Annotated in this window: 8 protein-coding genes and 2 tRNA genes; 2 read left to right on the forward strand and 8 right to left on the reverse strand. The window is 60.5% G+C overall.

Annotated features, from left to right (window positions below; translation table 11 throughout):
- Positions 1-10 precede the first annotated feature (10 nt).
- Positions 11-1,186 carry a GDSL-type esterase/lipase family protein gene (locus FHX76_RS11300; protein WP_167150789.1) on the forward strand — a complete coding sequence of 392 codons (1,176 nt, stop codon included), beginning with the start codon at positions 11-13 and terminating at the stop codon, positions 1,184-1,186.
- Here FHX76_RS11300 and FHX76_RS11305 read toward each other — a convergent pair.
- The 7 genes from FHX76_RS11305 to FHX76_RS11335 form a co-directional block, all read right to left on the reverse strand.
- Complete coding sequence (locus FHX76_RS11305; RefSeq protein WP_167150790.1) at positions 1,183-5,676, reverse strand: DUF5979 domain-containing protein; 4,494 nt, start codon at positions 5,674-5,676, stop codon at positions 1,183-1,185. The genes FHX76_RS11300 and FHX76_RS11305 overlap by 4 nt on opposite strands.
- Positions 5,677-5,822: 146 nt before the next feature.
- Positions 5,823-8,960: a hypothetical protein gene (locus FHX76_RS11310; RefSeq protein WP_167150791.1), complete on the reverse strand. Its 3,138-nt coding sequence runs from the start codon at positions 8,958-8,960 to the stop codon at positions 5,823-5,825.
- Positions 8,961-9,111: 151 nt separating this feature from the next.
- Positions 9,112-10,557, reverse strand: coding sequence for an Ig-like domain-containing protein (locus FHX76_RS11315; protein ID WP_167150792.1), 1,446 nt, complete (start codon positions 10,555-10,557; stop codon positions 9,112-9,114).
- 336 nt (positions 10,558-10,893) lie between these two features.
- A complete protein-coding gene (locus FHX76_RS11320; protein ID WP_167150793.1) occupies positions 10,894-12,096 on the reverse strand; it encodes an RNA polymerase sigma factor in 1,203 nt (400 codons plus the stop codon).
- 69 nt (positions 12,097-12,165) lie between these two features.
- The gene (locus tag FHX76_RS16770; RefSeq protein ID WP_167150794.1) at positions 12,166-17,520 is read right to left on the reverse strand and encodes an Ig-like domain-containing protein; all 5,355 of its coding nucleotides are present in this window, start codon (positions 17,518-17,520) and stop codon (positions 12,166-12,168) included.
- Positions 17,521-18,217: 697 nt separating this feature from the next.
- Positions 18,218-18,291: transfer RNA gene (locus FHX76_RS11330), tRNA-Met, on the reverse strand.
- Between the two features lie 49 nt (positions 18,292-18,340).
- Positions 18,341-18,412, reverse strand: a tRNA-Thr gene (locus FHX76_RS11335).
- Positions 18,413-18,668: 256 nt separating this feature from the next.
- On the opposite strand from FHX76_RS11335, the gene FHX76_RS11340 reads away from it, so the two are divergent.
- Complete coding sequence (locus tag FHX76_RS11340; protein WP_167150795.1) at positions 18,669-19,247, forward strand: dihydrofolate reductase family protein; 579 nt, start codon at positions 18,669-18,671, stop codon at positions 19,245-19,247.
- A 130-nt stretch (positions 19,248-19,377) separates the two neighbouring features.
- Here the strand turns inward: FHX76_RS11340 and FHX76_RS11345 are convergent, their stop codons facing one another.
- The gene (locus FHX76_RS11345; RefSeq protein WP_167150796.1) at positions 19,378-21,312 is read right to left on the reverse strand and encodes a glycoside hydrolase family 13 protein; all 1,935 of its coding nucleotides are present in this window, start codon (positions 21,310-21,312) and stop codon (positions 19,378-19,380) included.
- Positions 21,313-21,315 lie beyond the last annotated feature (3 nt).

The following is a 21,315-nucleotide window of genomic DNA, read 5'->3' on the forward strand; positions in this document are numbered from 1 at the left end:
AAGAATCGCAGTGAACACCAACTGGACCATCACCAAGCCCGTTGACGAGCCGTATCTCCGAGGGGCCAACCACCTCGAGCGTACGGCCGCAGGTATCCTTCCCCACCGCCTGCCAGCTTGCGCCCGTGTGCAGGCCAATGACCCGCAGCTCAGCATGGTCGAGAGTCAGCCGTCGGGAGTCCGCGTGACCTTTCGCTCGGCTGCCTCGATGATCGAGCTCGACACGGTGCGCTCGCGCACGGGCTACGCCGGTGTGCCGGCAAGGCCAAACGGCGTCATCGAGCTCGTCATTGACGGGCAGGTCGTGGCCGCGTCAGAAACGAGTGGTGGCAGCACAACCACAATCAACATGGCTACCGGCGCGGCCGACTACGAGCAGGGGCCGGTGTGCACCACCAGGTTCGCAGATCTGCCAGCCGGCGAACACCTCGTTGAGCTGTGGCTCCCCCACAACGAAACGACCGAGCTCGTAGAGCTGCGAACGGATGCCCCCGTCAGCCAGATTCCCGCCTCAAACCGCCCCGTCTGGCTGCACCACGGCAGCTCAATCAGCCACGGTTCAAATTCGGCAACGCCGACGGGCATTTGGCCAGCCGTCGCCGCACGACTCGGTGGCGCAGACCTCGTCAACCTCGGGTTTGGCGGCAGCGCCCTCCTCGATCAGTTCACGGCCCGAGCCATGCGTGATACTCCCGCAGACATCATCAGCGTCAAAATCGGCATCAACCTCGTCAATACCGATCTCATGCGCCTGCGGGCGTTCCGCTCCGCAGTCCACGGCTTCATCGACACGCTGCGTGACGGTCATCCAACAACGCCACTGTTGGTTATCACGCCAATCTACTGCGGCATCCACGAGCACACCCCTGGCCCAGGTGCCTTTGACCAAGAGGCCATCGCCGCCGGCAAGGTGCGGTTCATCGCAACGGGCGACCCGGCTGAGGAACGCACCGGAAAACTCACGCTCACCAGCATCCGCGCCGAGCTCGATCGAATCATCCGCGAGCGCGCGGCAACCGACCCCAACCTGCACCTGCTCGATGGCCTCACGTTGTATGGCGAACAGGATGCCGCCGATCATCCGTTACCGGACGCCCTCCACCCCGACGCCGAAACGCACCGCAGTATTGGCGAGCGCTTTGCGCGCCTCGCGTTCGAAGGCGAGGGGCCGTTCTCCTCGCTCTAGAACGTTTCCTCTCGTTCGGAGAAGCGACGCCTGCTTACCCAACGCGCGGCGAGGATTCCTGCCCCAACCAGCATGAGCAGGGCGGCAATCCCCCACTGCTCAACCGGCATCGTCGAACCGGTATTGCTCAGGGAACCCGAAGGAGCCGATGGGGTTCCGGGTGTCGAGGGCGTTGGAGGGACAACCGTCGGCGGCGTCGCGGGGAACGTGTTGACAACGGATGCGGTCACGGTTTGGCCTGAACCGTTTCGTGGAATCACAAACTCAACGGGGTCCGATTCGGGGTGATCAGAGATGCCACCGGCAGTGTCGCTCTCCCACACGGAACAGTCCGCGCCAGCGGGGATTCCAGGCACTCGGGTTTCACCCGCGCCGGTTATGGTGGTCACACCGGAAATCGGGGCGGCATCTGGATCGTCGAGCCATGGGAGTGTGCAGGCGTACGAGAAGCCATAGGTCAGCGCCTCCGGGTCGACTCCCGCTGCGTTCGATCCGATGGACTTACTCACGTCAAACCCGCCAAAGGCAACCCCGATACCAACCTTGAGGGGCTCGAGCACCGAAAGGTAGCGTGGCTGACCGTTCTCGCGAACGGTCTCGGCGCTCCGTGCGATCGAGTTCCACGCAACGGTCGGCGCAACGTCGTGCACCTGCGTGATCTGCACTGGCGCGGTCATCTCGAAGGCAATAATGAATGACTGCGCTGGTTCAAGCAGGTTGTCATCGCCGAACACGATATCGGCCTCAAACGCCGGCGACGTACTCTCAAACGGTTCCAGCCACGTATCGGCCGCACACACTTGGGCGTTGTTGAGATCGAGGTCGTCGAGGCAGAGATCTGCCGACGGCGCGTACCGCACCTCAGCGGATGCCGAGTCGTGAACAACAGCGGGCGGGCCAACAAGCGTTGGCGCGTTGTCCCATTCGGTGCCCCTGTTTGGCTGAATGACCCCGTTGTCGTTGAGTACCGGAAGCCGATCAACGATAACCATGTGGCGGGCCGGTTCGGTTCCGGCGTTGACAACTTTAATCGCGTACTTGTAGTTGTCACCCGGATTGGTCAGTGCAACGCACGGCGTCATCGTGTACGCGTCGCCGCCGTGCTGAAGCACCGGGCACGTGTCCGAGCCGGTCTCCACATACTCGTTGGTGCGGTTGTTGTACCAGCCAAGCGCCGCATCACCAGCAACCCATTTCCGAGTTTCAAAGCCGGCACCGGCTTGCGTCACGACTTCGGCGGTATCGGTACAGTACAGACCGTCGCCGATGCCGTCAGTTTCCGAACGGGCAGGGTCTGCACACGAGAACGAGTCGTTCCCGTCCGATGTTGCGCCCATCGTGTTGGTAACGGTTTCACCAGCACGCACCCCTGGCGATAGCGAGGCAGCGATTTCGATAGCAAACTCGGAACTGGGCGGCAGCACCCAGTCGGATGGGAATGCCCACTGAAGCTGCCTCACCTGTTCGCCATCTCGAATAATGGTGAGCACGGGCGCCGGGACGGGTGGGGTTCCTGCCGGCACAAGCGCATCAACAATACGGAACGGTTGAACAACCCCCTCAATGGTGTCTCCAACAAACGACTCGTCAAAGCTCAGGCCTTCCGGCAATTCATCAACAACAAGGATGTTCGGAATGTTTCCAGTGCCGGTGTTCTTCACCTGAAGATGAAACACCTGGCTCACCCCAGGGGCCATATTGGTATTTGGGGTTTTCTGAACGTCGAGCTGCTGCGAACCGTCCACAAACTCGAGGTCGGCATCTGCGGGCGGGATAACCTGCGGTTCGGCCGCGTTTCCGTCAACGGGAAGGGTGATGTACGAACCGTTGACCGTGTTAACCAGCGTCTCGGGGATGGCAGCCTCGGCATCGGAACGAAGCGATTCCCGTGGCGAAACGGCAAAGGCGACCTCACCTCGACAGGCGCCTCCGGCATCACAAGACGTCATCACGGCCCCACCGCTTTCCCCGAGCGGATCACCGGTGAACACGGCGCGCACGCCAACAACCGTGGCAGCGTCGACCCCAGGCGGCAAGGTTTGGGCGCCGGTAGTCCGCGTCTCGACTGGAGGCGTCCAGGTGCCATCCGTCAGAAAGTACTCAAGCGTCGCTCGATCCGAGCCCGTTGGGTATTTGATCGCCGTGACCCCCGTGAAGTCAACCGCGTCAAAGAAACCCTCGCTCGTGTCTTCAACGGTCAGGTTTTTGGCGTTCACGTTGCCGGTGTTTGTCACCTGAAGCGTGACGGTTGCGGTTTGCGCTGGCCGACCGGGAACAAACTCGGGCAGCTCGGCTGGCTCAATGCGCTTATTGAGGGCTGCACTATCCTGCCGGGGCCCGATAACGATCTGCGGCGCGCAACGAGGGTCAACCGGGTCAAGGTTGCCTGCGTTGAGGGTGAAGCAGTTCCTGAGCACAACACCGTCCTCCGCCGACGGGCGTTTTTCAAAGGTGAGCTCGATCACAACGGAGCTGGCCGGCATGATGACACCGTTCACCGTTGCCCTGATTGCCATGGCAGGAATCGTGTCTGGCAGAGAATCTGAGTACGGGATCCATGTGCCTTCGCCCGTTTCATCATCGAGATGAAGGAGCTCAAGCGTGACGGCATCGTCACCGGTTGGGCTGATGACGCGTGCGCGTTCGAGGGCAAGAAACTCAAACAGGTTTTGGTAGTTGGGATCAGGCATGCCCTGCGGGGTGAGCGGCGGGTCGCTCAGCACCGGCGTGATCATGGGGACTGTTCCGTTATTGGACGCCGTCAGCCGGTAGGTGACCGGCTGCCCTGCGGTAACGTTTGGGTGATTTGAAGTCTTCGTACCGTTAAATTCGGTGAACGGCTCCACAACTTCAAGCGTCGCGCAGCCGCGACCGGCGGCGCTTCCAGTGCTGTTCCCAAGAACCGAGGTCCCCGTTGCGGCGGCGCAGTTGTCCACCCCAGGGCTGGTTCCTCCTGCGAGGTCCTCGTTGGTCAGCAAATCGCCAGGAATCGTGCCGTGGACGTCGAGGCCGGATACTGACCCCGGTTCGATGAGCGGAGTACCGTCCGCAGCGATCCCGGTATAGGTCACCACTACGCTCGTCACGCGAGTCCCCGTTTTCTCAACCGAGATTGGCTGTGCCGAGTTTGGGGCGTACTCAACCTCGTTTGAGGTGCCGTCTTCGTAGCGGACAAGCACCGAAGCCGTGGTTGCCCCCGTCGGGAAGCGTAGCCGAATGGTACTCAGGTCAGCATCGTCAAACTCTGTTCCGGCCGCTGAAGGCTCCGAGATCACGATGGTACCAAGGGGGAACGACGCGCTGTTGGTCACGTCAATCGAGGCGCTCACCCCCGAGTCGCGCCCAACAACGGCGTACTCGCCGGCATCCTGTGCAAAGTTACCGTTTGCATCAGGAAAGAACGCTTTGGCGACCTGTAGCTCTGCGGTTGGCGGGTAGATGAAGTGATTCACACAGGCTTGCTCGCCGGTCACCGTCCCCAGCTCGGCCTCGACCGCTGATGGTGTCGCGCAGTTCTCGATGGTCTGCCGTTCCGTTACCGAGATGAGCGTGCCATCGCTCCGTTTGGTGTCACGCAATTGCACGCTGATCGAGACGTTACCGTTGGTTGGATCAGTTGGGAGAGCAAGCCCGTCAGAGTTGCGATACACGACCCGAACGCCAACGACGTCGCTCGCATCGGTCCCGGCTGGAAACGTAAATTCGCCAACCGCGTCGCGGCTGCCGACAAGAACAAACCCATTGCCCGTATCCACAAACAGCTCGGCCACGTTGGCTCCGGCAGGGAACGAGTCAAGGCTGATGCTCGTCACGTCAACATACTCAAACACGTCAGCACTCACGTCATCAACGGAAAGGCTCGTGACCTCCAGAGAGGGCGACGAACTGTTGTGCACGCCGAGGATGATCGTGCTCTGGCTATTCGTGCCGGTGAAAGAGCCACTTGGCGCCCACGCTTTTGTGACAACGGGTTTCACCTCGCGGGCAAGCACAACGGTCACGTCACTCGTATCGGTATCCTCAAGTGCGTTCTCACCTGAGAGCGACGCGGTATTCGAGATGACAGTTCCGTCAGGAACGGTTGCACCGACCGGGAGCGACATTCCAACCTCGAACGTGAAGCCGTCGCCGGCCTTGAGGCCGGCACCAACTGGCGTATTTAGCGCCTGCAGAAAGGTTATGGTCAGCACCCGCGTATCGGGGTCAAAGCTGACGTCATATTCGGTTGTACTTGTTGGCAGCGTGTCAACAGTGAACTCTGGCGGCAGCGTATCGGTGAACACAGCCCCGAGGCAGTCAAAGTTGATGCTTGTGCAGTTCGCCTCAAACTCGTACGCAAATTTACCGCCAGGCTCGACCTGGCCGTTCACCGCGGTGTTGGTCTTTGAGATGGAAAGCGTGGCATCATCCACTGCCGCAAGAGCGGGCTGGGCACCAAACGCTAGGGCCACAACCACGGTTGTCGCAAGAAATGTCTGCCATCGCTTCACAGTACTCCCCCGAGCTTCAGCGCTTCCGCCCGGGTTCCCAGGCCTTTTTCAGGTTACTGGAGAACGTGAAGATTGGCCATAAGTTCGATCGTTTTCGTGCGCTGATCAGCATGGAGTGCCATGCGACCAACGCACGATTTGGAACGCTACGGCCTGAAGTTCCGTCGGCGGCGAAGCAACAGCAACCATCCAAGGCCCACAAATGCCGCACCAACAATCCAATACAGACCGTCTCCGCTCCCGGTCAGGACAAGCTGCCCAGCCGAGCCCCCGTTCGAACCGGTCGTTCCTCCGCCGTTTGTTGGGGTTGGTACGGGCGGCGTTGGTGTCACCGGCGGAGTTGGGGGCACCTCAACGACGGTAATGACCGCCTCGGCGTTATTATTTGCCTCGTTGGGGTCGGGGAACGGCCCGGTAATGCCAGCTGTGACCGTGGCAGTTGCGCCTGCGTTTGGCACGGTGACCGTCAGCGGGAGGCGATACTCGACTCCAACGTCCAGCAGGCCGCCCGAACCGCACTCCGCCGACAACGCGTCGTCTGCGACCGTGCAGCCCCAACGGGAATCAGCTGCCGGCTCGAGCCCGAGGGCAAACCCTTCGGAGAGTGAAACCGAAACGGTGGCAGCGCTTTGGCTCATCCCGTCGTTCACAGCGGCAACAACGAGGGGGGTTGTTGTCTGAGCCACGCGCTCCCCGCCAATAATCGTGACCCTCAGGTCAGATTCAACCACCCGAATAGCAACTGGAGAGGTCTCGTTGTTGAGCGTCGCACCGGTATCAACGCGGGTCGCCGAATACGCTGCGGTGTTGACCGCTATCTGGTCACCGGCGATGTTCGGATCGATGAACATCGACCAGGTCGTTCGGGATTCGGCCCCCGGCAGCAGCGTTGCCCCGGCGTCCTGCACAAATTTCAGGGACCTGACGCTCGCGATATCCGCAGGCGATTCGGTCCAGTCGTCGTCGCAGCCAGTGGCATTTGGGTTTACCTCGGGGCGACATGGGTTTGTCGAGGACGAATAGAAGACCGTAAATCCGGCAGGCGGCGTCACTTCGCCAAGGAGCGTCGGGGTGAACTGCGATTCACGACTCACGCCCGCCAGCGCAGCGCTCACGCCTGTGTCACCCTGATACGGCAGGATGTCGTACAGCACCACGTCCCGCAGCCCAACGTTACCGGTGTTGCTGATTGGCAGCTGGTACGAGAATGGGGTCCCAGGCGCCGCCGAGCCAACGGCAGGAGGATGCACATAGTCGCTATCGAACGAACCCTGCACTCCGAGGTTCGTCGTCAGCGAGGCACCCGTTCCCGTCGGAACGCTTGCCAGCGACCTGGCCAGGAACGAGCTGTCCGTGCCACCAGGCACAATGCCACGATCATCCCTGACCAGCTGGGCCCACGGCTGCGACGCATCACTATCGAGCGGCACTCCAACGAGCGGACCGAGCGGAATCGGACCGCTCGCTGAACCGCCATAGAGGTTGGCCGTGATCGTCCCAGGAGGTGCGGTGGTAACCACGGTATTGATATCGGGCCCACACAGGTTTGAGCTTGGCGTCAACGGGTCGGCGTCCGGCCAGGAAACCACCACAACATCCTGCCCGTGAAACGCACCCCGCTGCACATCAACCGTTGGATTCTTGTGTGCGTCGTCAGGCTGGCACCACCCTGATGGGGGCGACGTTGGCGTGCTCGCGACACGGGTACCAATCGGCGCGATGAAATAGAGCACCGGCTGCCATTCCAAGTTGCCAACGTTCTGGTTAAACGCGCTCGTGGCCCACGTTACGGTTGACCCTGGCCGAAAGGCCTCTGAGCTGGAGGGCGGGGACAGGTAGACGGTCGGGTAGAGAAACGGGTCGACGACCCGATACTGCCCGCACCCACTTGCCGTTGCTTGTGCCCCCGATGCTGAGGTCATGAGCAGCGAACCGCACTGCTGCACAACATTGACCGATTCGTCCGTCGTCGTGCCGTTGAGCTGAAAGCCCGCGCTGCTCGGTGCCGCAACGGCACCCAACTCAACATCAAAGTGTGTCACCCGATCACCAGGCTCAAGCTGAAGATCGGCGGCCAGCAACGTGTTCTCCGTCAAGACCTTCGACCCAACGGCCCCAAGCGCCGTAACCCAGCTCACTGTGTTGCCGGCGGCGGCGTACATCGTAGTGAAGTTGAACCCTGGCGCGACATCCGTCGACAGTATGGCGCTCACCGACGGCACGGTGCTGTTGTAGTTGTTGAGATAGTAGTTGAACCCGTATTCGCCGCCACGAGGAACCGCGTTGTCAACGTACGCGTAATTCGATGTGGTGACTTGCAGGTACGGTTCAAGGTGCTCAACAAAAGTTTTGAGGTTTACCGTTGCCGGGCGGGATACCGTGAAGGCTCCTCCCCCAACCATCGTGCCAGCGGCAGATGCCACAGGGGTAACCGTTTGCCCGTCCGAAAAAGCGGCAGAGGGGAAGCGGACAACAACGTCGAGTTTCCGCTGTCCCGGTTCGTAGGTGTTTCCCGCGTCCGGGAGATTATTCCAAGTCAGCTGATTCCCAACGATGCTGTCTGGCATCGGGATTGACGACACAAACTCGGCTCCGGCAGGTAGGTCCTGCTGGAACGTAGCAACGGAAGCGACCCCTTCGACACCAATCGCGTACGGCGAGGCTGCGCCGAGGAAGTGATGGATCGTCACATCCTGGTCAAGATACACAACCCCGTACACCGAGGACTGCAGGACGGCCGTCTGCGTTGGGGCGGTGAGCTGCATTGACGCGGACGAGGTCGAGGGGTCAGCGTTGCTTCCGTTGGCGTTTGCCGTGACCAACAGCTGCGAACCATTTGGCGTTGTGAGGGAATTACTGGTGTAGCGGACGCCAAGCGTGCCGGTTGTTCCAACCGCTAGCCCGCCGTTCATGGTAAAGGTCACGACGCCGTCAGAGCCCGTTGCCGACACCGCAACGTCAGCAGAGTTTGTCAATACTGGCGCCGCCCACCAGGAGAATCCCCAGCCAGGCATTTGGGCCGTCACATACTGCGGAAGCGGCAAGCTGATGACCGCCCCCTCGCACGGCACGGTTCCGGAACAGGAATACGTGATCGTGAAGTTTGACGCGGTTCCAGTCGTTGCGCTTGGCGCATCGGCTGCCAACGAGACGGTAAAGGTTGCTGGGCCTGCCGCGTCTGCTGCCTGCTGAGGCGCAACGGATGCTCCAAACAGCGCCAGCGAAGCAGCCATGACCAGCATGACGACCACTCGAACGTTCTGCAAAGTACTGGACTGCTGCATTGGCTTACGTTTCACTGTTCTGTGCAAAATTGGGAGACCACCCGCTGGGGTGGAGGCGCCGTTACGAGCACCAACACCACCCCGGCGGGTAGGCCAAGGGTAAACCTATGAATCCCTTTGCCAACAGGGAAAAACGACGTTTGGAAGAAGATCACCCGTTTCTGGGTAGTCGGCTCCGTCCCTCAAGAACCGCGCCAGCAAGCAGAATCGCAACAGCGAGCGCCACGATTGGCCAAACGTCGGTGCCGGTTGTGGCAAGGGTTGCCACTGTCGCACTTGGCGTTCCGCTCGGAGGAGAGACCGGCTGCGGAGGCGTTGGCGCTCCAGGGGGTGTGAGTATTGGCGTTGCCGGTGGTGTGATCGGAGTCGGCGGCACGAGACTGACCGGATTCTCGAGGGCAACGGCGACGGCAGCGTCATCCCCAATCGTGATGGTCGCGCCGGTATCGGTCGGCACAACGCCGTCTCCGCTAAACACTGGCGTTCCATAAACGACCCCATCAACATCTGCCGGAACGAGTTCGGAAAGTGTCACCACGGTGCCAACCGGCAGCGACGTGGCTGCGGCAGTTTCGCCATCCGCAACCGTGAGCTGGCCAGTTACCTCGGTTCCCTTGTCGTCGTAGGCGTACCGAACTGAGTAGGTCGCACCCGCAACTCGCGTGGCACCCGTGCCGATCACGGACTTCGTGACCGTGAAGTCGCCGAGGGCGTCGCCGTTCCCGTTCCCACCGGACGAAACGTATCGAACGTTGAAACTGCTCACAACCGTGCTATTCGCCTCAACACGATTGCCAAAGATGTGTCCGGTTGCGGTGCCGTCCGCAACGCGAGTGGTGTAACTCAGCTCATATATCCGGCTTCCATCCGTGACCGGATTATGGATCACGGCCGAGAAGCTGTTGCTTTGGGGGCTGTTTGTCAGTGTGTAGGTGTTCGCAGTGGTTCCAGGTGCGAGCACGTTGTAGGTGAAGGTAGGCCAGTTGGCCGTTGGCGACCAGGCCACCTGGAACGTGGACTCGTTGAACTCCTGGCCGACTTCGTAGGTGTCGGTGAACACGACGTCCTGTCCGTTCACCGGAACGAGCGCGCTGCCAGGTACCCGAATTCTCCACCTGATATTTTGGCCGTCTTGCTCCATCCAGCCGTCTTTGACAACCTGCGTCGGGAGGGGTTTCTCGGGAATTACTCCAATCCCACCGGGTACTGGAATCAAAAACTCCACGTTATTGCCTGCGGTAAAGACCAGCTCCGTCTTGGTTGTTGAGCTCTCCGCGATGGCGTGAAACCAGAGGGTACCGTGAACGTTGTCGTGAGTAGTTACGTAGTTGCTCAGTGTGCAGAGAAACGAGTTGGCGCTCACGTTGCAGCTACCAACGACGTTTCCGTCGGGGTCCTTCAACTGGATGGTGCTTGCATACGCCTCGACCTCACTCGGGAAGGTCAGCGTAAAGGTGTCCCCCGCTTGGCTCCCGTCGGGGACGGCCCATTTGGCGCTCACATCAAACGCAGTGTTGACGTTGAGTACCTGCTTGCTGATGGTCACATCGGTTATGGCGTCAATCTCCGCGGCACTCGCCGCGGTTGAGGCCAACATTGACCCACCTATCCCAAGCCCAAGTGCCAGCACAAGTGCAAGTCCCGCACGCGCCCCAAATCGTCTTTTTCCGTGGTTATACATCGTGTTAACGCCCCTCGTTATCCCTCAAAGAAATCGAGTTTCTCAGCCCTCATGGGAAACTCGATTACAGCTTGAAGGACAAAACCGGGGCGGTCGCATGTGCTGCCCAAATTGAGTACCGGGCACGAGGTATCTGAGTGGAGCCGATCTGCGTTTTTGCGACCGATCTGCGGCGCGCCGGCATCAAGGAGCCCACAACCAGGCCGTCGTGTTGAGGGCTGGTCCCCGGTCGACGCCACGAGATCTTATTCTCTACTTCACGATGAAGCTCTTCGACGCTGTCTGCCCATCCTGTGTAATTTGTATCTGGTACACACCGGTTCTCGACGCCGCAAACGCCTTGGTGCCATCGACGTACTCAGAGTCGATCAGGACAATCCCGTCAACCGAATACGTGACACGACACTCGGAAAGACCGCTCGAGTTCGCTACGAACGTGCCCCTGTTCCCGCCCGTTTTGTGCGACTCAAATGACACCGTGCACTCGGCTGATCGGCTTGCCAGCGACACAACCGACCCCTCATCGCTCTGAGCCCCTGCGGACACCAGCGAGATCGTTGCTGCGCTCAGCAGGGCAACTCCCGCCACGGCGACCAACCCCGTGCTGATGCTGCCCCCAAAGGCGAGCGCCGACGCTGCACTCGCAAGCCGGGGACTCCCCAATCCAAGGCCTGGCAGAATCATCATCCCGGCTACCGCGAGCAGGGCGGAAGAGGCTTTTGCGCTTGAGAACTTCTCTGCCCGATGGCGAAGTTCAATTGCCACTCGCTCACAATCCGAGCAGCCGCGAAGATGGGCCTGAAGCGACCGTTTTTTCCCGCCGGTGAGTTGCCCCAATGTGTCGAGGGCCAGCGCGCTACTCCAGACCTTGCAGTTCGGAGCTGTCAGGCTGACGGCAAGCTCGCTCAGGTATTCTTTCCGAAGCCCCTGGCGCGCCCGTGTATACAAGGTCGAGACTGCTGGCGGATTCAACCCCATAATGCGGGCACACTCAGCCGTTTTTCTCCCCTCAATGTCTTTGAGAAAGATAATCTGGCGCCAGCGCTGATCGAGGCGCAGGTACGCCGCAATAATCTCGCCCTCGCCCTGGTCAAGAATGTCGCCGACATCGGGGACGTGCTCGGTAAATTCCTCCATATCGCTGACGTCTCGATAGTGGGCGGATTTTCGATACCAGTCGGCGGAAAGGCTCCGAACGGTGGTTCTCAGGTACCCCTTGAAATTATCGGTGGGCCCCTTGCCTCGTCGGATCGTTTCGAGCACTTTTACAAAGGCTTCGCTGGCGAGTTCCTCCCCAATATCTGCGTTAGGGGCGCTCGCGATTCCGGTGCGTAACGCATCGCTGTAGTACTGGGCGTAGAGTGCCTGAGCCGCAGAATCGTCCCCGTTCCGATAGGCAGCGACAAGTGCCATCGAGTCGTGCTGCTCGTCGGCAGACCCTTCGTTGAACGGCATTCGATTCCCCCTTTCACACACTCTCATGGTGAGGATGCCCGCAGGCATCCTCACCACCCCCATGAACCGTTAGTTCTGGCGTCTCCGTCGGCTAAAGCCAAGAGCGACTATTCCAACTGCAAACAAAAGCGCCATCAGGTACAGGCTTCCAGCCGCGTCCCCAGAACCCGTGATAGCGAGTCCCTTGTCTGCTTTGCCGGTCGTTACCTGATTATCCTGCCCTGGGGCTGTGCTGCCGCCCTGCCCACCAGACGAGTTGTCGCCGTTCCCATTATCGCCGTCGCCGCCACCGGTCGAGCCATCCGGTTCAACAGTAATCTGAGTCTTCACAAGAACCGTCTGACCGAGGTCATCCGAAACCGTCGTAAAGAAGGTCACCGTCCCGCTGAAGCCGATAGGCGGCGTGAATACAACCATGCCGGTAGCGCTGAGCACCGTCGACCCGCTCTGTGGCTGTCCCACATTTGCCACGATCAAATCCTGCAACCCAACTCCGTCCACAGCGCCAAGGGGGTCAACGGTAACCGTCGTCGTTCCGAACGGCACGGTCACGTTGATGTCCTCTGCCGTTGGAGCAGCCTGAACGATCGCCTCAAAGGTTGCGTCTGCAGTCTGTCCCACGTTATCCGTGTATCGCACGGTGAAGGTGTACGTGCCAGGGGCGGCATCGGCTGCGTCAAATCGAACCGAGCCAAGAGTAACTTCTCCGCTCGCTGGCTCGTCTATAACTTCACGCGAAACGATCGAACCGGTTGTTGTGATGTTCTCGGTGAACTCTACGGTTCCCCCAACGGCAACTTTCCGGGTTTCGCCAGCCACTTGGAGCTTCGCTTGCACGGTAACCGTGTAGCTCACGAGAATCGTTTGTCCGTCACCGTTCTCGTACTCGATGCCAAAGGCGTAGGTACCCGGTGCGATCGACTCTGCGTCAAAGGTCACGGCTCCCGTTGCTTCGTCAATCGCGAGTGTTCCTGCAGCTGGCGAGTCAGCCACCGTCACGGCGGTGAGCGGAGCGTCAGTCGTAACAACCGGGGAGAACGTGTGCTCGCCGTTTTGCCGGATCGTTGCGCTCGTTTCGCCAACAACCGAGAAGCTGCCCTGAACCGTCACGACAAAGTTTGCCGTTGCGGCCTGCCCGAACTCATCCGTGTAGGTCACCGTAAACGCATAGTCTCCTCGCGCCGCGGTGCCTGCGCTAAACGTGACATCACCATTTGCAGCAATACTGACGTTGCCCTGCGCTGGCTGAACGATGTCGGTGATGATGCTGTCGCTCTCGCTCACGAGTGGATTGCCGAAGGTATGGCTACCACCTTGCTGAACGGTTGCCGTGCCGCCGGTTGCTTGGGGAGCTCCGAGCACAACAACGGTGTATACAACGTTCGAGGTCTGCCCGAGGTCATCCGTGTACTGAATGGTAATCGGGTAGGTTCCCGCGGCGACGGGAGCGCCTCCTGTCGAGAACTTCACCGTCCCGTCACCGAGTTCAACGACCCCAACCGGGGTCAGCCCAATCTGAACACGAGACACAATTGTGCCTGCCGATTGCACCTGCTCGCTGAACACGTGCTCGCCAACCTGACCAATAACGGCCTGCTGGTTGGCCCCAAACGGCGCCCGCTGCACAAGAACCGTGGCGGTAGCAGTTGCGGTTTCGCCACTCCAATCGGCGACGGTGTGCCTGACGGGAACTTCATACTCAAGCTCACCAGCGGCCCACACGTGGGTCGGGATCACGCGTAGTTTGCCATTGACAAAACTCACGGTTGCATCGGCGCTGGTTGTTGGAGTTCCGCTCAGGCTGAGGTCGACTCCCACATCGTTGGCCAAGACGTCCAAGTTGGACTCGTGATCTCCGGTGCGGAACTCGTCGTCAACCGCAACGAGCCCTTGCCGAACGGTCACCGTCAGCGTTGATGTTGACACAGCGCCGAGGGCGTTTGTCCATGAGTATGTCACCGTGTCCTCGTAGCTCGCCTGACCGGCAAACTCGGCCGGCCAATCGCTTGCCGCGGAATAGACGATGTCGCTCAGGTCCGAACCTGGCACCAGTTGCGCCGTTCCGTACTGCGGCCCATCCACGATCTCGACGGTGTCGGCCTCAAACACGCTTCCGGGAGCCTTCGGCAGGCCGAGCTCGTCAAGCTCCGCGATGCGTACGGCGTCCGATTGCGCGCCCTGCGCCACGATGACGCTCGTTGGGTTCAGGGTGGTGTCCGCCAGGATCTCTTGGTAGAGCAGTTCGACGGTTTGTGTCCCCTCCGGTTCGACGGTGAAGGATGAGCCTGACTCGTTCAGGAGCAACCATCCGTCCTCCGACGCTGCGGCAAGACGCAACTCGTATGAGCCTGCGGCCACAAGCGGGAAGGCGAAGGTTCCGTCGGCGGCGATATCGGCAGTGGCGACAACGGCACCAGCCTGCGATAGCGCTACCTTTTCCGAGCCGGCCGGCCAGGCAGCGTCGCTCGCCGAGCGACCACCAGAAAAGTCCAGGTCCCTGTAGACGTTACCCTCAACCAACGCAGCCGCCGACTGGAGGGGACGCGCGGCACCCGCGGTTTGCACAATATTGCTTCCCGAGGCAGCAATCAGTCGAAGGGCAACGTTATTGTTCACGTTTCCTTGACGGGCAAGGCTTGGCACCTTCACCTCAAGTGTTGCCGTTCCGGCGTAGGAGGGCAGCATGTCTTCGGATGGGGTGAATCGAAGCGCCGTCACACCGTTTGGCAGGGTCCCCGAGTAGGTTGACCAGTTCACCCCGGTTGCAGCGTTCTCGTTTCCAGGAATATTGACCGCCGTTTGGACGCTCAGTCCGGGATCCGTTGTGTATTCGATCCGGACCGTGCCCTGTGCTGCATCATCCATGGCCGCCGAGACAGCCCGTAGCTCGATCAACTTGCCGCCGAGCCCTTCCGTTCCACGGCTATCGCCCTCAAACGGGAGCACATCAACAAACGACGATTCTCCAAAGGTTGTCGCAGACGCGTTCGCCCAAGAAATTGTGTAGTTCATGGTCTCACCCGGGCCAACAAAGCCGGGAAGAACGGTCGTCGCTGACTTTGCGACCTTAAACGAGGCAGCACCAGAAACCGTCAACGCGGCTTTGCTCGTTCGGCTTGTGGCATTCGTCTGCAGGAGCGATGGATCCGACGGCGACGAGGTCACAACAACGGCCGAAAGTGTGGAAGGCACCGGGGTACCCATAGACACCTTGACCGGGAACTGAAGCGCTGGGAGGTTCGTCGCGTGCCCGTCAAACGGGCTCGGCCCTGCCGCGCCGCCGGCTGCAACAAGATCACCGTACGTAAACGTGATCACGGCCGGGGTACCTGTTGCACAGTTGCCGCCTGGCACCCCAGGCGTAAAGCTGTGTGGGATCGGGGGCAACGCGCTCTCAACCGGCTCAACGCAGGCGTTCGGCATGGTGACGGTTACCTTGGCATCCTCAAGCACCGAGTCAGGCGCATTCACGGGACCAACAACCACCGGAGCGATATTCAGCGTAACGAGGTCGCCTCGTTCTGCGCTGCCTGCAGGATAGGACGCGCCATCAACCTTGAGCCAGGTGGCCTTTGCCCTAAAGAGCGCGGATGCCGTTTGCACGTATCCGCCTCGGCTGCTTGTGCCCGTTCCCGTGTAGTTTGATTTCACGAGACCAGCGTCATCACCGAACTGCCAGAACCAGGGAAGGCTCGACCCGGTAGGCAGGTCGGCCGAGGCCGCCGCTCGTTTGAACGGGGTCACGAAGCCAAGCGTGGTGCCTGGGGCGAGCTCGTCGTGGTACACGACTCGGTACGAGGTCACAGAGGCGAGGCCTCCGCTGAGCGTTGCCGGGTCTGAGACCCAGGTCAGGGCAGCATCCGTGAAGGAGTCTCTCGCCTTACGGTCAGCGTCGTTCGCAAAGTTGAAGTCGGTATATTCCAGCGTGTAGTCACTCGTCGGCACGACGGTGCCGCTGTTGGCCTGGCCGTGACGAGTAAAGCTGCTCGAAAACGCGCCCTGCACCAATCGGAGTGTTGGCGTTGCGGCCAATTCAAGTTTCGTTGGGTCCCACGTTTGGCTTCCGCGCGCGCCCGTCAGGGGACCTCCGGCGGAATCAGCGTTATACACACTCGAGAAGGCGCTGAATGGCTGTCCGACGACGGTCGGTTCGTTGCCCCTCGTGTAGTTGTCGTCGTCGCCATACATCAGATCGGTCAGTCCGGCGTTGCTGGATCCACCAACGCTCGCTCCACGCACCGACCCAGTTGCGAGTGTAAAGCTTGCAACAAAACACGCTGCCGAGGGCCCAATAGTGGTGGGAACAGGGCACACGTAACCTGGCTCTTGCCCCGGCGCATAGTCTGTACCAAAGTTTGACTGGCCGGAGAGCGAGTCAGGGTCAAAGTCCATAAATCGTCCAGGAAACTGGGTCGTGGCGTTTTCAGGAACATAGCCCTCGTAGGGAATGACGATGGTCCAGCCAAACGATGCCGCAACACGTGAGTTTGCTGCGTCCGGTGGAGTCGTCAGCCCCTCAGTTCCGCTCGCTGATACAGCGTTCAGGTACGTCGTGTTTACCCCCGTGGCCGTGATCGAGATAGGTTGACCCGGCGCGGTCTGCGTGTAGCTGTAGCTTCCGCCACCCGTTCCTGCTGCGAGTCTCGTCATGACGGCCCCCGGTGGAACCTGGAGCGTGAAGGTGAACGAATCCGAGAGTGCTTCGAGCCCAAACATGCTTGGATTTGCCGGGTCAACCTGCGTTCCAAAGAATCCGGTTCCAGCGATACTCACGCCGAGCCCATCGCCGACTGGCACGTTCCCTGCGGCTGGCTGGGTGTAGATTGCGAGCTTCGTTTTGGGAGTTGCGGATACCGTCACCGGTTCGTTCGACGTGAACGTTTCGCCGCCCACCGTCACAACTGGGGCAATCGTCGCGCCATTTCCCATCGCGCCAACAACGGCCGATACGGGGAGCTGGGCCACCTCGCCCGCTGCGTAGTTTCGGTTACACGTAAGGACGTTACCGGCGGCGTTAATGCTTCCGCCGCCTGGACCGGTGCACACGGTGGCGTTGGCGGATGCCGCCGTCCAGCGCATTCCGGTAGGAAGCGTGGCCACAAATGCCGCCGAACCAGCAGCATCCGCGGTGTACGCAATTTGCCAGCTCACGGAGTCCTGCGATCGCACAACAAAGTTTCGATCCCCGGTGTCGTTCCCCGGCGCGACGGTCGCGTCAAACGGCAGGGAGCCGTCTGAAACGTGAATCCACGAGACGGAGGTAATACCCGGAGAAGCCGCAACGGCGGCATTCGCTTGCGAGAGCATCGCACCGCTGAGCATGACGGCAAGGGCCGCAGCTCCAGCGACGAGCCGACGCCACGTATGCGACTTCGGCAGGTCGTCCCCGTTCCGGTCGACAACCCTATCTTGAAGAAAAATCACGATTAAATATCCCCTAATTTGAACGTTCAGCTGTGTGACGCGCAGCCTCAGCGCGCGAAGTAGCCCTCTTGCGATGCTGGGCTTCACTAACCAAGACGAAATACTCGTCACAATAAAACGGTCAGTGTGAAATCTTTTTTGCGATCCGAATTTGGCCTCGTTTATTCGAAACCTCCGGGACTCAAAAAATGAACCCTTCGAACGGAGCAGACCTCCTCAGGACGAGCCATTACCTTTCACAAGATCGGTAGGCGTCCTGAGACAGCACCTCCACGTAGCAACCAGCGTCGCAAGCACTATCCCCCACGTATACCGGTGCCGCTCCCCCGAGTGACACCGCCCCCTACACTCCTAGAATAAATAATAATCCTGAACATCGGCCCGCGAACGATGAGAAAAACCTGTGCGTGAGTATTATTCTGTTCTGTTCACCACGGCCCCGACTGACGGCTCCCACCGGAGATTTCGGATCAATAATCGCTCTCCGACCGGCAGCGCACTGTCACCCCTCGAAGATTCTCGGCTGCGCGAGCAATGTTGCTGAATGTGTGCACACGGCACGATTCCTTTAACCCAAAAACCACCCTCGGAAACCGAGGGCGGCAAACTGTAGCTGGAGCGGGATTCGAACCCCTTGACGCGCAGCGACAAGCGTTAACCAAAAAAACCACCCAGAAACTCAGGGCGGCAGATTTAGTAGCTGGAGCGGGATTCGAACCCGCGACCTCACGATTATGAGTCGTGCGCTCTCACCAACTGAGCTACCCAGCCACGACTGTGATTGAAAACCGCTCAATCAGCGAATATTCATCAAAGCCAGAGCCCCGACCGAGGTTTGAACTCGGGACCCCTTCCTTACCATGGAAGTGCTCTACCACTGAGCTATCGGGGCGCTTCCTGTTGGACGCTTCTTACGAGGCGCACCAAAAGGCAACCGTTCGAGAATAGCACCTGCACTGGGCCGGGCGCCAATCGAGAGCACGTTTTTCACAAAATTCATGGAACCTCGGCTCAGGCGGCCCGAAGTCTCGCTTTGCTTGGTGTTCAATCAACCCACGTTGCGCAAACCTGAGACAGTCTGTCCAGACCGTTGCGGGCTCCATGAGCGGTGCTTAGGCTGTCTATTATCAACTGACCTCGGAGGCGACATGGCCGCTCGATTTGTATACTGGATGAATGTCTCGCTCGATCTCAAGATCGAGTACACGGCGCAGGAGAACGGCGGCGGCGATTGGATGCGCATCAACGAAACACTCCACCGTGAGTTCAACCGTCGCGCCAAGGCTTTTTCGGCGAGTGTCGAGGGTAGTAAAGTGTACGAGATCATGGAGTCGTACTGGCCTAATGTACGCAGCGACGAGTCAGAGCCTGACGTCATGCGTGAGTACGGTGAAATCTGGACCTCCTCGCCCAAGTATCTTGTCTCGCGCACCCGCACGAGCGCCGACTACAACACGCAGATCATCGGCGAAAACGCAATCGAACGGCTGGCCGAGATTCGCCGCGACGGAAGCGGCGATATTGGCGTTGGTGGCGCGACGATCGCCACCCAACTGTTGCAGGCAAACCTGCTTGACGAGTTGCTGCTGTTCACACATCCGGCTGTGCTTGGGCAGGGCCGTCCGCTCTTTGACGAGCAGGCGGCCCCTGTCCAGCTCGACCTTCTGGAGCAGGCATCCTTCTCTGAGGGCGTCACGATGCACCGCTACTCGATACGCCACTCGTAATCACGACCTCCACCCGGCCACAGCCTTATCGAGTGCCCTCAAATCGACCCTAAATTGCGAGTTTGGCTCGATTTGAGGGCACTCGAGGATGCAGCTGGTCCGGATGAGGTCAAAAGTTAGACTGACCGCCTCAACCGGCTACCCCTGGAAACCTCCACGCGGCGAACGTCGGCCCCTGCGTCACTACCGCAACGCTGCCGGCCTCGCCGCCCGTCAGCACCTCGGCATCGCCAAATAGGGCCAGCGGATGCCCGTCGCCAACGTCCAGCGCGCCAACCGTCAGCGAGACAACGGTTGCGGCCCTGCTTGCCAACACAACCACGGATTCTTCAGCACCTTCACGAACAAACACGAGGGCGTCGTCGGTGACGCTGAGCCAGCGCATCCCTCCCCCGCTCAGCACGGGATGTTCTCGACGCAAAGCAATGAGAGAGGTATAGAGTTCGAGGCGTTCGCGCGCAGCAATGGCCGCTGAAGATTCGGCACCACCAACGCCACCAACGCTGCCATCCTCACTATCCCTATCAGCCCCATCGCCGGAACTCTCAAGCAGTTCCCACGGCATCGGCCGGCGCGCGTCTTCGCCGTTCACTCCCCCGAGCCCAAGTTCAGCTCCTGCCCACACAACGGGGATGCCGGGGAGCGTCAGCGAAAGCCCAAGCGCCACAGGAACCATGACGGCATCGGCTACCGAGCTGAACCGCGGGGTGTCGTGCGTATCCAGCGCGTTCATGTTGCCGAGGCGAACTCTCCACGGAAATCCGGCGGCGAATTGCCGGTGCGCCCGGTACAGCTGGTCTCCGGTATAGCCGGTCGTGCGGTTGTCTGCCATGCACAGCCCGCCGCCAGCGGCGCTCCCTGGGCGGCCCAGCCATTCCCACACTGGCCTGGTGAAGTTGGCGTAGGTCATCGCGCCGTGCCAGGCGTCGCCCTGAAAATCGGAGGCGGCATCGTTGGTGGATTCGCCAAGCAGAATCGTGTCGGGGTTGACCTCGGTCATGGTGCGGCGGATGATCTGTCGCACTTCGGCGTTGAGGTCCTGGTCGAGGTGTCGACCGGTCATGTTGGCGACGTCGATGCGCCAGCCGTCGAGGTTGAACGGTGCTTTCAGCCAGCGGGCGACGACAGAATCCGGGCCTTCGATGAAGCGTCGGCGCAGCTCGGCCGAGGCCCAGTTGAATTTGGGCAGGCTTTTGTGCCCAAGCCAGCCAACGTAGTCGTTGTTCTCGTCGTCGAGCCACAGGTAGAAGTCGCTTTCCGGGGCCGACGGGTTGTGGTGCGCGGCGAGGAACCACTCGTGGGTGTCGCCAGAGTGATTACTCGTGAGATCGCCAACAACGCGAAGCCCGTTTTCATGGGCAGCTTCGACCAGTCGAATGAGCGCTTCGTCGCCGCCGAGCAGCGGGTCAACTTCGTCAAAACTTGAGGCGTCGTAGCGGTGATTCGAACCGGCGGGGAAGAACGGCGTTAAATATAAGGTAGTGACGCCGAGCGACACCAAGTGATCGAGATGCTCACGAATGCCGTCGAGGTCGCCGCCGTAGAACTGCGTACTCACGCCATCGCCGCTGCCGATCACGGGCTCGTTCCAGGATGCCGGGCGCGCCCAGGCTGGGGCGTCTCGAGCATCCGCACCTGCCGAGCGCGCGAAGCGGTCAGGGAAGGCCTGGTAGAGCACGGTCTGCCGAACCCAGTCGGGAGCGGGCGCGTGGGTCACGAGCCGAAAATCGTTTGCGTCTGGCGTCTCGATGTCGAAGACTCCCTCGGCGTTGACCCACCACACGCGACCGTCGGCGGTGCGCAGCGCGAACCGGTAGCCGTGCACCGGGTTCGCAACAACCACATCCGCCTGCCACCAGGTGACGTGTTCGGTGGCATCGATAATGGATGCCTCGCTCCACAACGGCTCGCGGTCAGGATTTGACCGCACGCGCACCCACTCGACCGCGCCAAACCTTGCCGGTACTCGCAGTCGAACCCTGACGGTCTCGCCGAGCGCCGGCGTCTCGGTTGAAACATAGAGCGCTGAGCCGTCGTGATGCGGCAGGTGCGTGAGTTCCGTCATGGT

The organism is Lysinibacter cavernae (genome assembly GCF_011758565.1).
In the GTDB taxonomy this organism is placed as follows: domain Bacteria; phylum Actinomycetota; class Actinomycetes; order Actinomycetales; family Microbacteriaceae; genus Lysinibacter; species Lysinibacter cavernae.